A 15,980-nucleotide genomic window follows, 5' to 3' on the forward strand; every position below is an offset into this window, starting at 1 on the left:
CACCACCCTTTATTTACACAATGCATCTGTATTGACGGAAACAATTTTTTCGCCTTTTTTATTGTATAAATGGGTTGCACATGCTAAGCATGGATCAAAGGAGTGAATTACCTTCAAAATTTCAAGTGGTTTATCCGCAATTTTTACATGTGTATCAATCATAGAATCTTCATAGGCACCATGTTCATTAGCTGCAGTTTTAGGGCACGCATTCCATGTAGATGGTACGATACATTGATAGTTTGCAGAGCGTCCATCTTTAATATGTATCCAGTGACCCAAACCACCACGAGGCGCATCTACAAGGCCAACACCTTTAGCATCTTTATCCCATGTATTTGGCTCAAATTTAGTCATATCTGCTACTGTAGTATCACCATTTTTGATATTAGATACAAGTTTGTTAAAGAAGTATTGGCTAATATTTGCCGCTACTTGTGCATCAAGACCACGACATGCTGTACGTCCTACCATAGTAGTCATCCATACATGAGCTGGTACACCCAATACTTGTGATACTGTATCAATTTGACGAACAATCATAGATTCAGCCCAAGTTGGGTCTTTGATTATGCCTTGTTTTACCTTTGTATACACAACAATATATTTTGCTAATGGACCAACCTCTGCGGTTTTCCCTTTGAAAGTTGGAGATTTAATCCAAGAGTATTTTTTATCTTCATCAAGGAATTCCCATTTTTCTTTTGTACCAGATTTAGGACCCGTAAATTTAGGATCAGTAACACCTTCAATAGGATGAAGTGTTTTTGTTCCATCTGGGTATGTAAACCAGGAATGATCAACCTCTTCACTAAGGTATTGAGGATCCATAAAATCCTTACCTTCTAATGGGATAAATGTTGCTTTATCTACACCTAACGCAAAGTTTTCAACAACGCCATTGGAACGAACAATACATTTCTTATGATAGTCACCATTAGAAGTGCCTGTGTAAGTATCATCTGGATAATCACCATAAGACATAACGCGTTTCTTCGCAAGGCCACCACCATCGATCATACCTTTTTCTACATAGATTTTGCCAATAGCTAGTAAATCTGGTAAATAAAAATTATCTACTAAGTCTTTAGCTAATGCAATAGATTGTTCAACAGCTCCAAGGCGTTGTGTATTGATAGGTGCATTCATATCATTCATCGATATAGAACATGGCATACCACCTACAATGTAATGAGGATGAGGGTTTTTACCACCAAATACAACGTGAGGAATTACAATATCCCGTTGACGGTCAAGAATATTCAAGTAATGGGATACAGCCATCAAATGAACCTCTGGTGGCAACAAATTATAATCAGGATGATCCCACCATTGTGCAGAGAAAATACCTAATTGACCAGATTCAACTATTTTCTTAACCTTTTGTTGTACAGCCGTAAAGTAGGCTGTAGTAGCCTTAGGAAACTCTTTAGGATAAGCAGAGTCTTTGGATGCTGTTTCAGCAGGTGCTAAACCGCTTACATTATATATAGCCAATACATCATTTTGTAATTGTGCAGTTTTAGCAGGGTCGGCACTAAGAGCTGCTACCGGGCTAACCCAGTCAAGGGCATGTAAATGATAGAAATGCACAATATGATCATGCACATCTAGACTACTATGCATAATATTACGTATATAGTTTGCATTTTTAGGAATTGTAATACCAAGCGCATCTTCAACAGCTCTTAACGAAGCCAAGGCATGTGTTGTAGTACATACACCACAAATACGTTGTACGAACGCCCAAAGGTCACGAGGATCGCGGTCTTTAGCAACAAGTTCGATACCGCGCCAAGCAGTACCAGACGACAATGCATCCTCTACTTTACCACTCGCTTCATCAACTTTTATTTCAACCCGTAAATGACCTTCAATACGGGAAATCGGATCTACTACTACGCGTTTCATTAGTGACCTCCTCCATTATTATGTTTCTTTTCATCCCATAAGCCTTGTTCTTTTAAGCGTTTTTCTTCTTTCATATCAAGAATTTTATTACGCGTAAGAGTTGCAGCACCATGAACGATAACTGCTGCAGTAGCACCAACAGCAGCTACTGTACCGATTGTATCAGCAGTCGTGATGGTATTAGCCAATGGAATATCTGGTAAACGTTTGTAGAATACGTCATTATCCCAGAAGCCCTTTTCAGAGCAACCAATACAACCGTGACCGGATTGAATTGGATAGGATAAACCATTCCACCAACGTAAGTTACCACAAGAATTATATGTTTGAGGTCCACGACAACCTACTTTATACAAACACCAACCAGATTTGGATGCATCATCGTCGAATTTTTCAACAAAAAGTCCAGAGTCAAAGAAGGCACGACGGTAGCATGTGTCGTGAATGCGATTGCCATAAAATTGTTTAGGACGGCCTTGAGAATCAAGAGGTGGAATTTGACCGAATAATGCATAGTGCATGATTACGCCAGTCATAACCTCTGGAATTGGAGGACAACCAGGGACCTTAATAATTGGCTTGCCAGATACAACGGAAGATACAGAAACTGTATTTGTTGGATTTGGTTTTGCCGCCTGTATACCGCCCCAAGAAGCACAAGAACCATATTCTATGATTGCTGCAGCTCCTTTAGCTGCTTCTAATAGGGATTCTTTAAATGTACGTCCACCTACTGTGCAATAAACACCATCTTCATCAAGTGGTACGCCACCTTCAACAGCCAAGATATATTTACCGGCTTTTTCTTTGATGATTTTTTCTAAATGTTCCTCTAATGGTGCACCAGACGCTGCCGCCAAAGTATCATCATATTCTAAAGAGATCATGTTCAAAATAACATCAGAAGTAAAGGGAGAGGATGAACGGATAAAAGATTCACTACAACCAGTACATTCATGACCATGCAACCAAATCACTGTAGGTAATTCAGTTGTTTCGGCAGCCTTAACAACGGTGTCTAACATCGTTGGAGGTAGTCCTAAAATAGCAGTGAGTGCTACACAGGATTTCATAAATGTGCGTCGACTCAAACGGCGTTCTTGGAAGAGTGTCCACAAACTATTTATACGATTCTTCATGGAATATAGCCTCCTTACAACAACTTTGCGCAATATAATTATATTACTTAATAAACTACAACGTTTATGACGGAAATCATTTTATTAGCGTCCTCTATCACTTTGAAGAAGTTCAACCAACATGATGACAATCATATTTTTACTATTTTATTATATCACTTAACATTTTTGAAAACTATGAAATTTAACAAAAAAGCTGTATATAAGAAATTAACTTTCCTTATATACAGCCTCATGTTATTCATTTCCTAAGAATTCCTAGTTATTAATTAATCAGATAACTTCCTTTATTAGAGACTCAAGCATATCTGCTTTTTTATAGCCCACAAGGGAATCAAGCATTTTGCCATCGCGGAAGAATACTAAGGATGGAATACCATCGACATCTTCTTTTAACAAAATACCGCGAAGATTTTTATCTTCTGCATTAACACTAAAGAATTCTACTTGACCTTTTAAACGCTCTGCTACGTCTTCAATCTCTGGGCGCATAACAGTGCATGGTTCGCACCAACCAGCCCAAAAATCAACAATAGCTAAACCTTTAGCGCCAAGCACTTTCTCATCAAATTCTTGTACACTAGTAATTGCTGTAATTGCCATGAAGTTCTCCTAACAAAGATCTACAATCTTATATACTATCAATTATATGTTAAATATAGAAGCAAGCAATCAATAAGCCGAGTTCTGTTCCGCTTGCGCGGTGACGATTATCTTTCTAGGCGTACAGTCGCCTGCACGCTCGAGCGACACAACCCGGAAGGTAGGCGGGACCACCCTTAACCCTTCCCTATTCGGTCTTGCTCCGGATGGGGTTTACCGAGCCAGCCTGTTACCAGACTGCTGGTGAGCTCTTACCTCACCTTTCCACCCTTACCACTTACGTGGCGGTTTCCTTTTCTATGGCACTTTCCCTAAGGTTACCCTCGCCAGACGTTATCTGGCATCCTGCCCTATGGAGCTCGGACTTTCCTCGAGTCTTATAGACTCGCAACCGTCTTTCATACTTGCTTCAATTCAGTTTATCATAGCTAACAATTTGTTGCAAGAAAATGCATCATTACACAAAGAAGAAATCATTTTGTTCTGTGAAAGCTTTCACAGGAACAGTAAGCCCTGCAGAGATTAAATAGTCACGTAAACCATGTGCCACTATAGACTCAGTTCCAAAATGCCCCGCATCAACTACGAGTAAGCCTAATTCCTTAGCCATTTGCGCCTCATGATACTTCACATCACCTGTAATATATGCATCTACATGTAACCTGGCAGCATCCTTAATAAATTCTGCACCTGCACCAGAGCATAGAGCAATGGATTGAATCGCTTTCGGCACAATACCAGCAAAACGAATGTTAGCATCAGGCAACGCTTCTTGTACCCATTCACGGAAAGAATCTAAGTTTAATGCATTAGGCAAGCGACCTACCCGTCCTAGATATTGAGTTGAACTAGTAGGCTCGACTATATTCAAAACCTCATAAGCAACTTCTTCATATGGATGAGCTACTTTCATAGCCGCCACGACTTTGCTTAAATGCGTACCATCAACGATAGCATTCACTTGTACCTCAGGAACCACTGTCAAAGCGCCAGCTGCGCCAATGACAGGATGAGAATCTTCATTACCAACAAAGCGTCCTTCCCCATGGATACTGAAACTACAATGCTCGTAATTGCCAATTTGGCCTGCCCCTGCATCACCCATCGCCAAACGAACCGCATCAGCTGAGCTTTCAGGTACAAAGGTGGTCACCTTATAAAGCGCCTCTTCACCAGTTTTAATGAAGCCCTTAATATCAATAAGTCCCAATTGCTTCGCCAACATATCATTGAGACCGCCTGGTGCAATATCAAGATTTGTATGAGCACTATATACGGCAATCTTATGTTGAATCAGCTTATTAATCGTACGCCCTTGAGCAGTATCACATGATATCTGTTTCAACCCTTTAAAGATTAATGGGTGGTGACTAACAATTAAATTACAATTTTGTTCAATAGCATATTCTACGGTTTCTTCTGTTACATCTAACGTAGTCACTACACCTGTAACAACTACATTCCGATCGCCCACCATTAAACCTACATTATCCCAAGACTCTGCATACGAATGCGGTGCTAATTGCTCCATCAAGGTAATAACATGTTGAACCGTTATCATACAACTCACTTCTTTCTATTTATTCTCTAAAAGATTACGAAGAAAATTAACTTCCCGCTCTAAATCCTGATATTTATCAGTATGATTTAATTTCTCTGTCATATCATCTAATGCACATTGTCGTTGATATATTAAATACTCTATATATTTCATCCAAAGTGGTGGTCTATCTTGTTCCAATAAAGCCCCTACAGACCACAACAAGGAGTCTTCCGGTAATGATCGATAAATATCTACATATTCAGTCATACCTGTATAAGCTTCCACGCAGTCATTGCGCACGGCTAAAAATGCTGTATAGAGCTTACCAGCATCTTCTACGATGATTTCTAGAACGATAACATATCCCTTTTGAACCATATATTGACGTAATTCTTTTTGTCCATTCTGTGGTTGGAGTACATAGAACTCTAATGGTTCTGGGCCTGCATCTACAATATCCCGCATTAAAAATCCACCCATACCACAACAAATGGCGCCGTTCAACTCGCCCTTTTCTGTCACTTTAAGACCATCGCCTAAACGACAATCTACTTTATCGGCTAGTCCACAAGACTCAACATATGATCTTGCAGACTCTAACGGACCTTTATGTACATCACCGGCAATGACATATTCAGCGCGTTGACGATTGATGAGCTCTACCGCTAAATAGCCATGATCGGTACCGATATCAGCAATGGCATGAGCCTTTGGTACGATTGAGAATACCGCTTCTAGGCGGTCCATCATAGGTCTAGGTTCCATAACATCCTCTACTATTACTAATTATATATTACTAACTATTCATTCTTAATTCTTAATTCTTAATTATTTATTCTTGATTATTTTTTGCTTATTTTATGCTTATTTATTTACATATTTGTTCTCGTTTATTTATTTCTAAACATAATACTATTCAAAAATAAGCTTTGTTAAGTTACACAAATAAATGATTTACATATAAAAATAACCGCCCTTGAATTCTCAAGGACGGTAGATGTCAACATAATGGTGGGCCCACCTGGGTTCGAACCAGGGACCGACCGGTTATGAGCCGGTTGCTCTACCCCTGAGCTATAGGCCCTCAGTTAGTTTCTAGCTTATTAATTATACCGAATAGACTATCATTTAGTCAAGGCAACTCAAACGCTAAGACTATTTCATTAGCATAAAACGGTGAATCATATGATCTTCGTTAAATACGCCTTTAGTAGTTAGTGTAGTCGTTTGGCTATCTGTAGATTTAATGCCTCGTGCACTCATGCAGCTGTGAGACGATGTAATGTGCACAATAACATCATCAGACCCTGTCGCTAAGGAAATTACTTCCGCAATATCTTCACCAATTTTTTCTTGTAGTTGTAAACGCTTGCAGCACATTTCAGCTATGCGGGGAATCTTAGATAAACCTATGACACGACCTTTTGGAATGTACCCAATACTGATACTCATATCATACATCAATGCCATATGATGTTCACAATTAGAGAAGCAAGTAATATCCTTTACTACTACCATTTGATTTGTATCTACAGCGAAGGTCTTACCATACATGTCTGCAATCTCAGCATTTGTATACTGAATGCCTTCATATACCTCTTCCATCATTTGAGCCACCCGTTTCGGTGTTTCTAACAAACCGTCCCTATTAGGATCCTCACCTAATGCTTCTAACAACTGATATATAAGCGATTCTATTTTTTTTGTATCCATATTTACCCCTTTATATCAAGATTTCATCAGACCTCATATCATACCATAGAAAAGATACTGATACTACACAGCCTAACAATACTATACACCCTTTGCATCTGGATCCCAGACAAATTTATGGATTTGCAGTTGGAATCGTACATTCTGCAAATTATATGTTTTCATATAATCGATAATCGATGCCGCCTCAATCTGTCCCCATACAGGCGATACATATATTTGAGCCACTGTAGGATATTTACTAATTATGCGACGCATACAATCCAAATCTTCTGGAGAACCAACGACAAACTTAATCAAATCATGTTCTGTAGCCACCTTGAATATATCTATATTCATAGACTCTTCGGCTAAAGAGGACGACGTTTTATAATCGTAGGTAAACCACACATTATCTCTATGAAAGCTCGGTACAATCGTGCCATTTGTTTCAATATTGAAATCATAAGGACTATTATTAGGCCTCTCTCGTTTATCTACATCTTTATCTACATCATTAATACGAGTTAAATCACTTTGACTTGATGGACTGTCTTGTATCTTTAAAGCCTTCCGACGATTTAATTCATCAATTAACTCTACAACAGCAGCTTCTTGTAATAGAGGCTCCCCACCAGTAATAGTAATGCGATGATTGCCTAAGCATTCAATAACATCCGCCACCTCAGCTACAGTCATCTCTGTGAAAACACTATCAATGCCATAGCTATAAGTCGTATCGCAATAGGAACAGCGAATATTGCAATCATGAAGGCGTAAAAATGTAGTCAGCAAGCCTTGCCGACTACCTTCCCCATCAATAGAGGCAAAAATCTCAATCACGTTCATAAATAGCTGTGTTCCCTTCAGACTCTTGAACCTCTACTTTAAAGCATTTTGGACCCAATTCATCAGCGATCCATTTTGCCATATTCTCCGCAGTAGGATTTATATCGCCTAGTACATCATTGATATGGCGATGGTCCAATCGACCATGAATTTTTTCTTTAATAATCGTAAAGTCGATGACCATCCCATTATGATCTAACTCTTCAGAACGTGCATGAACTGTAATAATCCAATTATGCCCATGAAGATTTTGACATTTACTCGGATAATCTAGTTTTAATTGATGAGATGCACTCACCTCTAACCGTTTAGTAACTGTAAACATTATATCTCCTATCTATTACATAAGCTTTCAACTTATATCTATTACATAAAACTTATCGCTATTACATGAAACGCTTGTCTATTACGTAAGTCTTATCATAAATTACTTTTTATTGTAAGATATTACCATTTTTTATTATAACACAAAAGGGTTGTAATACAGTGCTATACACCACTGCATTACAACCCTTAAGAGATTCAAAATCTTATAAGAAGTCTTTGATTTTATCACGTTTACCGCGGTTGCGCAATTTAGTAAGCGCTTTACCTTCAATCTGACGAATACGTTCTCTTGTTACATTGAAATGTTGACCAACTTCTTCCAATGTGCGAGGCTTACCATCCTTCAACCCAAAACGTAAAATCAATACTTGTTGCTCACGATCAGTCAAGCATGTAAATACATCTTCAATCTGCTCTTGCAATAAAATATAACTAGCTGCATCGTCTGGAGCAATTGCATCTTGGTCCTCGATGAAGTCTCCTAAATGGGAATCTTCCTCTTCACCAATCGGAGTTTCCAAGGATACTGGCTCTTGGGCGATTTTCTGAATTTCACGTACCCGCTCTACAGTAATTCCCATACCTTCAGCAATTTCTTCTGGCAATGGCTCACGACCCTTGTCTTGCAACAATTGTCTAGAAATACGAATCAATTTATTAATTGTTTCTACCATATGTACAGGAATACGAATCGTACGAGCTTGGTCTGCAATAGCACGTGTAATCGCTTGACGAATCCACCATGTAGCATACGTAGAAAATTTATAACCTTTAGTATAATCGAATTTATCTACCGCTTTAATAAGACCTAAGTTACCTTCTTGGATTAAATCCAAGAACAACATACCGCGACCTACATAACGTTTTGCGATACTTACAACTAGTCGCAAGTTAGCATCTACCAATTTTTTCTTTGCCTTTTTGCTAAGTTGAATATCTTTATATGTAGCATCCTCTTGTGCACCAGCTTCGATTTGCTTAGCTAATACAATTTCTTCATCAGCTGAAAGCAATGGCACTCGACCAATCTCTTTTAGGTACATTCGTACAGGGTCATCAATATTAACACCAGAATCAACACTTAAATCGATAGAAATTTTCTTCTCGCTAGAAACTTCGTCTTCATCTTCATCCGTTTCAATTGTATGACTATCTGTATCATCAGCATCAATATCTGCCACAATCTCTACATTCAATTTACCCAAAGTCGTATAAATATCATCTAATTGTTCCGCAGTAATTTCCGTCTGCTCATGAAGAGCATCTGAAATCTCGGATTGTGTCAACACACCGCTCTTACGGCCTTTTTCAAGAAGTTGCTCAACAATCTCCTCTATTTGACTTTTTTGTACTTTCTTAGCCACAGCGCTCTCCTTTTTAACCATTAATGATTTACTTAGACCATTCTCTAATTAAATTCTGTATTTCCTGACACTTATGTAATTCGCTAATAAACGTCGAATCTCCTGCTCGTTTTAATTGATCCGCCATAATTGAATGCGCTTTATACTGTTCACGCAATGAATGGAGCCTTATCTTACGGATTAATGCAGGCACTTGTACCTTGTATTCATCGTCACTCATGACGACCAACCTAGAGTAAATATCGTATTCTTGAGAAGATAAAACAGATTGAATTGCAGTTTCATCTAGACGACCTTCGGACTTATACAAGGTGAATAGCTTTTCTATTATACCTCGATATTCAATTTTTTCAAAGTCCTCTAATGGCAAATAGCTCATCATATGTTGTAATACTTCGCCATCTGTGAAAGCTAAGGACAATAATTTTTCCGCATCTCCCTTTGGTAAATCCTGTGTTGGCAAAGGTGTTGATGCAGTATCCACTAATTCAATTTGTCCTTTTTTCACATAATCTCTAAAGTATCTAAAAATAGTACTATTATCAAGCCATAATGGCAATGCCAATGTTTTTAAAGCATCATCTCTCTGTGTTTGACTATCTATATTTGCAATATATGGGAAAACATCTGCCATAACAGCCTGCTTCCCTTCTGTATCATTTGTATCATGTTTGATTAAAGACTCACTTAATAGATAATCTAGAGGCTTAACAGCTTTAGCAACTAACTCCTTAAATGCCTGTCCCCCATGATTACGCACATAATCATCTGGATCTTTGCCGTCTGGCATAGCAAGGACACGCACCTTAAAATCCGTATTTTGCAATAATTCAATAGCTCTAGCAGCCGCCTGACGACCAGCACCATCCATATCATAAGCTAACACGATTTCTTCAGCCTGCCTCATCAAGATATGCCCATGATCTCTTGTATAAGCAGTCCCCAATGATGCGACTACATTAGTAACACCATGATTATGAGCGGATATAACATCCATATAGCCTTCTACAAGAATAGCTTGTTTTTCCTCACGAATAGATTTATAAGCCTTATCAAAGGCAAATAAGAGTTTACCTTTTTCAAAGATTGATGACTCTGGAGAGTTTAAATATTTTGGTGTACTATCATCCATAACGCGTCCACCAAAAGCAACTACTCGCCCTTTACCATCCATAATGGGGAACATAATTCTATTTCTGAAGAAATCATAAAATTGACCCTTTTGGTTCTTTCGGACAAGATTCAACTCTAAAAGAATGGAATCATCAATGCCACGCTCATGAAAGGCACGATATAACTTATCCCAACCATCAGGAGCAAAACCAAGCTTAAATGTTTCTATGGTCTCTTGTGTGAGCCCTCGCTTTTTCAAATAATCTAATCCCACTTTACCAATAGACGTTTGAGTGAGACAGTTATGGAAAAAGGTAGACGCTAAATCAGAAGCTTCATACAGTTTTTTGCGCCTTTCATCTCTAGCTCTTTGTTCAGGTGAAAGTTTCGCCTCTGGCAATGGAATATTAGCTCGATTAGCTAGCCGCTCTAGGGCTTCTACAAAAGTTAAATGCTCTAATTCCATAAGAAATTTAATAGCATTTCCTGATGCATGGCACCCAAAGCAATAATAAAAACCCTTTTCAGGGGCTACACTAAAGGATGGCGTTTTTTCATTATGAAATGGACAACAACCCCAATAGTTCTTGCCGCGTTTCTTTAAGGCTACATGCTCGGATACAACTGACACGATATCATTAGCATCTTTGATTTGTTCAATCAACTCATTTTCAAAATATCGGCTCATAGCCAACGCCTCCTTCCCCATATATATATTAATTCTATATACAAATAAAAAATCCTCTATTTGTAAAGCATTTTAATCAATTAAATTATTAAAAAAGTATAAATAACTTGATACGAATCATAGGAATCATCATCTACAACGCAATGTAAATGATGATTCCTATACGCCGTATATAGCAATATATAATTACCGAAACTTTGATAACAATAGGCTGCAATGAAAACATTGCAGCCTATACTTATCGCTTATAGCATATTATTTTGCGTAATCCACAACGCGAGTTTCACGAATAATTACGACCTTAATTTGGCCTGGATATTCAAGTTCTGACTCGATGCGTTTTACGATATTCCGAACAAGTAATGTAGACTCAGCTTCATCAATCTTATCCGGTTTTACTACAACGCGAATCTCACGACCGGCTTGAATAGCAAAACATTTTTCAACGCCTTCGAAGGATTCAGCGATTTCTTCCAATTTAGATAAACGTTTTAAGTAGTTTTCTAATGTTTCTCGACGTGCTCCTGGACGGGCAGCGGAGATAGCATCAGCGGCAGCTACTAATACAGCTTCTACGGTTTGGAACTCTTCATCACCATGATGAGCACCAATACAGTTAATTACTGCTGCACTTTCACGATATTTACGAGCCACATCAACACCGATTTGAACATGAGAACCTTCAAGTTCACGGTCTAATGCTTTACCAATATCATGAATCAAACCACCTCGTTTAGCCAAAGTTACATCACAGCCTAGTTCAGCTGCCATTAAACCTGCTAAATGAGATACTTCAATGGAATGTTTCAATACGTTTTGACCATAACTAGTACGATATTTCAAACGGCCCAAAATCTTAACAATTTCAGGATGTAAGCCATGAACATCAGCTTCAAATGTCGCTTGTTCACCAGCCTCTTTAATAGTTTGGTCCACCTCTTTACGAGCTTTACCAACCATTTCTTCAATACGAGCTGGATGGATACGACCATCTACAATCAATTTTTCCAGCGCAATACGAGCCACTTCACGACGAATTGGATCGAAGCCGGAAAGAATAACTGCTTCTGGTGTGTCATCGATAATCAAATCAATACCTGTTAATGTTTCGAGTGCACGAATGTTACGGCCCTCACGACCGATAATGCGCCCCTTCATTTCATCATTAGGCAATGCCACTACGGATACGGTAGTTTCCGCTACATGGTCAGCTGCACAACGTTGGATAGCAGAGGAGATAATTTCTTTCGCTTTTTTCTCCGCTTCATCCTTAGCTTGCTGCTCCATTTCCTTAACCATAATCGCCGTTTCATGACGGATTTCTTGTTCCACATTCGTTAACAAGATATTTTTTGCTTCTTCGAACGTCATGCCAGAAATACGTTCCAATTCTGCCATTTGTTTTTCATACAAAGCTTCTACCTTTTCACGGCTTTGGGCTAAGTCAGCTTCTTTGCGATGTAAAGCTTCCTCTTTGTGCTCAATATTGTCTAATTTTTTATCCAAAGATTCTTCTTTTTGAAGAATACGACGTTCCATACGTTGAAGTTCAGAACGACGATCTTTATTTTCTCGTTCTACATCAGAACGGAGCTTATGAATTTCTTCTTTCGCTTCTAATAAAGCTTCTTTCTTTTTAGACTCAGCTGTGCGTTCACCATTTGCAATGATGCGAGCAGCCTCTTGTTCAGCTTGATTCAGTTTTCCTTCAGCAATATTTTTTCTTAAAAAATAGCCTACCCCTAGTCCAATCAGTACCATTACCACTGCAATTAGACTATACTCTAAAATTTCTTTCACCTCCTTTTTATTTCTCAAAATTGAGCTTTCATGCTCCTTTTTATGCCCTTTATGCATTAAATTATCAATTAGCCATATCATCATATAAATAAATAAGGCTATTATTAATTTTAGACTTCAAAGCCCTTTCTGTCAAGATTTTACAAGCCTACCAAGGCCTCTCAAAAAGCAGAATTTATTCATAAAAATCATTGCATACAACTTGAATTGTGCTTGTTGAGAACCCCCTGTATTTGAGAAAACTAAAAACTTTTACCCGAGGAGTCTTCTCTTCATTGAGAATAGATCCAAATTTTTTCTCTACCACCCGATAAGCAGCTTTTACCTCATCATAAGCAGAAATTTCTTGAGGAATCGCAAGTCCTCGAATTTTCATTTTTTGCTTAATCATATAAGCACCGTATTTCTGTTCTTTCATCAAATAGGTTAATACTTGCTCAGATAAACGTTCATCATTAATGTAATCATAATCTCTAAGGCGCTCAAGGACCCTCTCAATGATAGGGTCCTCGAATTGTTTACGTCTCATTTTTTGCGTCAGCTCATAAGAACTAAGGAAGCGCTGAGCTAGGAAGCGATACGCTTGATCCATAGCAGCTTGCATCGTTTCGTCACTCATGATTATACTTCTTCAGTTACTTCTTCACCGATTACATCGATTTCTTCAGTGCCAACAGCCAATGTATCACGAATAATGCGATCGATTTCATCAGCTATTTGTGGATTCTCTAACAAGTATTGTTTAGCCGCTTCCTTACCTTGCCCCATACGTTCCCCATTATAGGAGTACCAAGCACCAGATTTATTAATAATTTCCATATTTGTACCAATATCAATAAGTGTGCCAGTTTTAGAGATACCTTCGCCATACATCAAATCAAATTCAGCTGTCTTAAATGGAGGTGCCACCTTATTTTTGACAACTTTGACTTTTGTTCGAGCGCCAACATTTTCGTTGTTTGCTTTAATTAATTCCCCTTTACGAACATCAAGTCGTACGGAAGAATAGAATTTCAACGCACGACCACCAGTCGTTGTTTCAGGATTACCGAACATAACACCTACTTTTTCACGCAATTGGTTGATGAAGATAACAACTGTTTTGGATTTACTGATGATACCAGTCAATTTGCGCAAAGCTTTACTCATCAAACGAGCTTGTAAGCCTACGTGAGCATCACCCATTTCGCCATCGATTTCCGCTTTAGGAACCAAAGCCGCTACGGAGTCAACTACAACAATATCTACTGCACCACTGCGAACAAGAGCTTCTGTAATTTCTAGAGCTTGTTCTCCATTATCTGGTTGAGAAATCAACAAATTATTGATGTCTACCCCCAAGTTGCGAGCATATACAGGATCCATCGCATGTTCCGCATCAATAAATGCTGCAATACCACCTTGTTTTTGAGCTTCTGCTACAGCGTGAAGAGCGACTGTTGTTTTACCAGAAGATTCTGGACCGTAGATTTCAATTACACGACCACGAGGGAATCCACCTACACCAACAGCAATATCGATAGCAAGAGAACCAGAGGAAATCACCTCTACATTCATGCGATCTGCCGCTTCACCAAGACGCATAATAGCACCTTTACCAAAATCTTTTTCAATTTGTTTTAACGCGTTATCCAACGCTGCTTGTCTGCCATCTACAGCCATTATTTTATTTCCCCTTTTCTGTTATATAAGTATAAACATAGTATAGTGCTAGTTCTGCCGCACTTTGTCTAATATCTTCTCGATTGCCAATTAAATTAGCTTTATGGGCCACTGTGCCATATGGACCAGTAACACCAAACCATACAAGACCAACAGGCTTTTCTCGAGTACCACCTCCAGGACCAGCTATGCCTGTCGTAGAAACAGCATATGTTGTTTGGCCAACAGTTCGTGCCCCCTCTGCCATAGCCTTAGCCACTTGTTCACTAACAGCGCCATACGCATCTAACATATCTTGTGGTACACCTAAAACACGATGTTTCACATCATTACTATACGAAATGACACCACCCATATAGTACTCACTACTGCCACTGACATTAGTCAGTAATTTACCAACCAATCCTGATGTACATGATTCAGCAGTACTAATAGTACTATGTTCCTCTAACAAGGTTCGACCTAATGTTTCCTCCATAGAAATTGTTAAGTTGCGCCCTATGCGAGAGCCTAAGCGTTCTCGTATGATTGCATCCCAAGGATTAAGCAGGTCTTGTGCCGCTTCTAATGTTTCAGCCTTAGCAGTGATACGAACCTCAATGTAGCCTTTTTTAATGAGCAAAGCTATGGTCGGATTAGATTGCTTCTTAATTAGATCCATCAAGGTGCTTTCTAAATCAATTTCACGAATATCATATACGCCATAACGATAGGATGTAACAACACCTTGAGAACCAAATCGGCCATTTAAATAAGGAACTACGCTCTCTTGGAACATGCCCTTCATTTCTCCAGGAGGTCCAGGTAAAAGTATGTACGTAGTGTCGCCATCTTCAACGACGACACCTGGAGCAACTCCAACAGGGTTATATAATACTTTCGCCCCTTCTGGTAATTTTGCTTCTCGCCGACTCGCATCGGGTATAGTACGGTTTACACTTTTAAAAAACCTTTCAAGCTCATTCATGGCCTCTTGATTAAACACAATAGGTCTGCCAATTGAATCGGCAAGTACATTACGTGTAATGTCGCCCTGCGTAGGTCCTAGCCCACCAGTACTAATAACGATATCAGCCCTTGTACTAGCGAGCTGAAAAACTTCAGCCATCCGTTTCGGATTATCACCTACCACCGATTGATGGGCAATGGTATATCCTAATTTATTTAACTCTTGTGCTAGCCATGATACATTCGTATTTACTGTATCACCTAGCAATAATTCTGAACCTGTAGAAATAAGTTCTACAATCATCAGATCACCTCCACAATCGAATGTATCGAACTGTGTA

General features: G+C 38.8%; 14 protein-coding genes, 1 tRNA gene and 1 other RNA gene. All 16 read right to left on the reverse strand.

Annotated features, from left to right (window positions below):
* Nucleotides 1-9: 9 nt before the first annotated feature.
* Nucleotides 10-1,911: a nickel-dependent hydrogenase large subunit gene (locus tag ACGHIY_RS05925; protein WP_227065636.1), complete on the reverse strand. Its 1,902-nt coding sequence runs from the start codon at nt 1,909-1,911 to the stop codon at nt 10-12.
* Nucleotides 1,911-3,050 carry a hydrogenase small subunit gene (locus ACGHIY_RS05930; RefSeq protein WP_004696383.1) on the reverse strand — a complete coding sequence of 380 codons (1,140 nt, stop codon included), beginning with the start codon at nt 3,048-3,050 and terminating at the stop codon, nt 1,911-1,913. Before ACGHIY_RS05930 ends, ACGHIY_RS05925 begins: the two co-directional genes overlap by 1 nt.
* Nucleotides 3,051-3,323: 273 nt before the next feature.
* A complete protein-coding gene (locus tag ACGHIY_RS05935) occupies nt 3,324-3,653 on the reverse strand; it encodes a co-chaperone YbbN (RefSeq protein WP_004698670.1) in 330 nt (109 codons plus the stop codon).
* 57 nt (nt 3,654-3,710) lie between these two features.
* An RNA gene (gene rnpB, locus ACGHIY_RS05940) (RNase P RNA component class A) lies at nt 3,711-4,061 on the reverse strand.
* 49 nt (nt 4,062-4,110) lie between these two features.
* A complete protein-coding gene (locus ACGHIY_RS05945; protein ID WP_390525362.1) occupies nt 4,111-5,214 on the reverse strand; it encodes a Nif3-like dinuclear metal center hexameric protein in 1,104 nt (367 codons plus the stop codon).
* A 15-nt stretch (nt 5,215-5,229) separates the two neighbouring features.
* The gene (locus ACGHIY_RS05950; RefSeq protein WP_278471763.1) at nt 5,230-5,961 is read right to left on the reverse strand and encodes a class I SAM-dependent methyltransferase; all 732 of its coding nucleotides are present in this window, start codon (nt 5,959-5,961) and stop codon (nt 5,230-5,232) included.
* A gap of 244 nt (nt 5,962-6,205) precedes the next feature.
* Nucleotides 6,206-6,280 (reverse strand) — tRNA-Ile (locus ACGHIY_RS05955).
* 71 nt (nt 6,281-6,351) lie between these two features.
* The gene (gene folE, locus ACGHIY_RS05960) at nt 6,352-6,909 is read right to left on the reverse strand and encodes a GTP cyclohydrolase I FolE (RefSeq protein WP_227065638.1); all 558 of its coding nucleotides are present in this window, start codon (nt 6,907-6,909) and stop codon (nt 6,352-6,354) included.
* A gap of 81 nt (nt 6,910-6,990) precedes the next feature.
* Nucleotides 6,991-7,737, reverse strand: a complete 747-nt coding sequence (locus tag ACGHIY_RS05965) for a 4Fe-4S cluster-binding domain-containing protein (protein ID WP_227065639.1) — start codon at nt 7,735-7,737, stop codon at nt 6,991-6,993.
* A complete protein-coding gene (gene queD, locus ACGHIY_RS05970) occupies nt 7,724-8,062 on the reverse strand; it encodes a 6-carboxytetrahydropterin synthase QueD (RefSeq protein WP_004696395.1) in 339 nt (112 codons plus the stop codon). Before queD ends, ACGHIY_RS05965 begins: the two co-directional genes overlap by 14 nt.
* Before the next feature lie 205 nt (nt 8,063-8,267).
* Nucleotides 8,268-9,428: an RNA polymerase sigma factor RpoD gene (gene rpoD / locus ACGHIY_RS05975; protein WP_004696398.1), complete on the reverse strand. Its 1,161-nt coding sequence runs from the start codon at nt 9,426-9,428 to the stop codon at nt 8,268-8,270.
* 28 nt (nt 9,429-9,456) lie between these two features.
* Nucleotides 9,457-11,229: a DNA primase gene (gene dnaG, locus ACGHIY_RS05980; protein ID WP_004696399.1), complete on the reverse strand. Its 1,773-nt coding sequence runs from the start codon at nt 11,227-11,229 to the stop codon at nt 9,457-9,459.
* A 255-nt stretch (nt 11,230-11,484) separates the two neighbouring features.
* Entirely contained in the window at nt 11,485-13,086 is a 1,602-nt protein-coding gene (rny, locus tag ACGHIY_RS05985) for a ribonuclease Y (protein WP_004696400.1), read from the reverse strand.
* 118 nt (nt 13,087-13,204) lie between these two features.
* Entirely contained in the window at nt 13,205-13,648 is a 444-nt protein-coding gene (locus ACGHIY_RS05990; protein WP_316691953.1) for a regulatory protein RecX, read from the reverse strand.
* Between the two features lie 2 nt (nt 13,649-13,650).
* On the reverse strand, nt 13,651-14,691 hold the full coding sequence (recA, locus tag ACGHIY_RS05995) for a recombinase RecA (RefSeq protein ID WP_004696404.1): 1,041 nt from the start codon (nt 14,689-14,691) through the stop codon (nt 13,651-13,653).
* A 4-nt stretch (nt 14,692-14,695) separates the two neighbouring features.
* Entirely contained in the window at nt 14,696-15,943 is a 1,248-nt protein-coding gene (locus ACGHIY_RS06000) for a competence/damage-inducible protein A (RefSeq protein WP_195213117.1), read from the reverse strand.
* Nucleotides 15,944-15,980: the final 37 nt, after the last annotated feature.

The sequence above is a fragment of the Veillonella parvula genome (assembly GCF_042850485.1).
Classification (GTDB): domain Bacteria; phylum Bacillota; class Negativicutes; order Veillonellales; family Veillonellaceae; genus Veillonella; species Veillonella parvula_Q.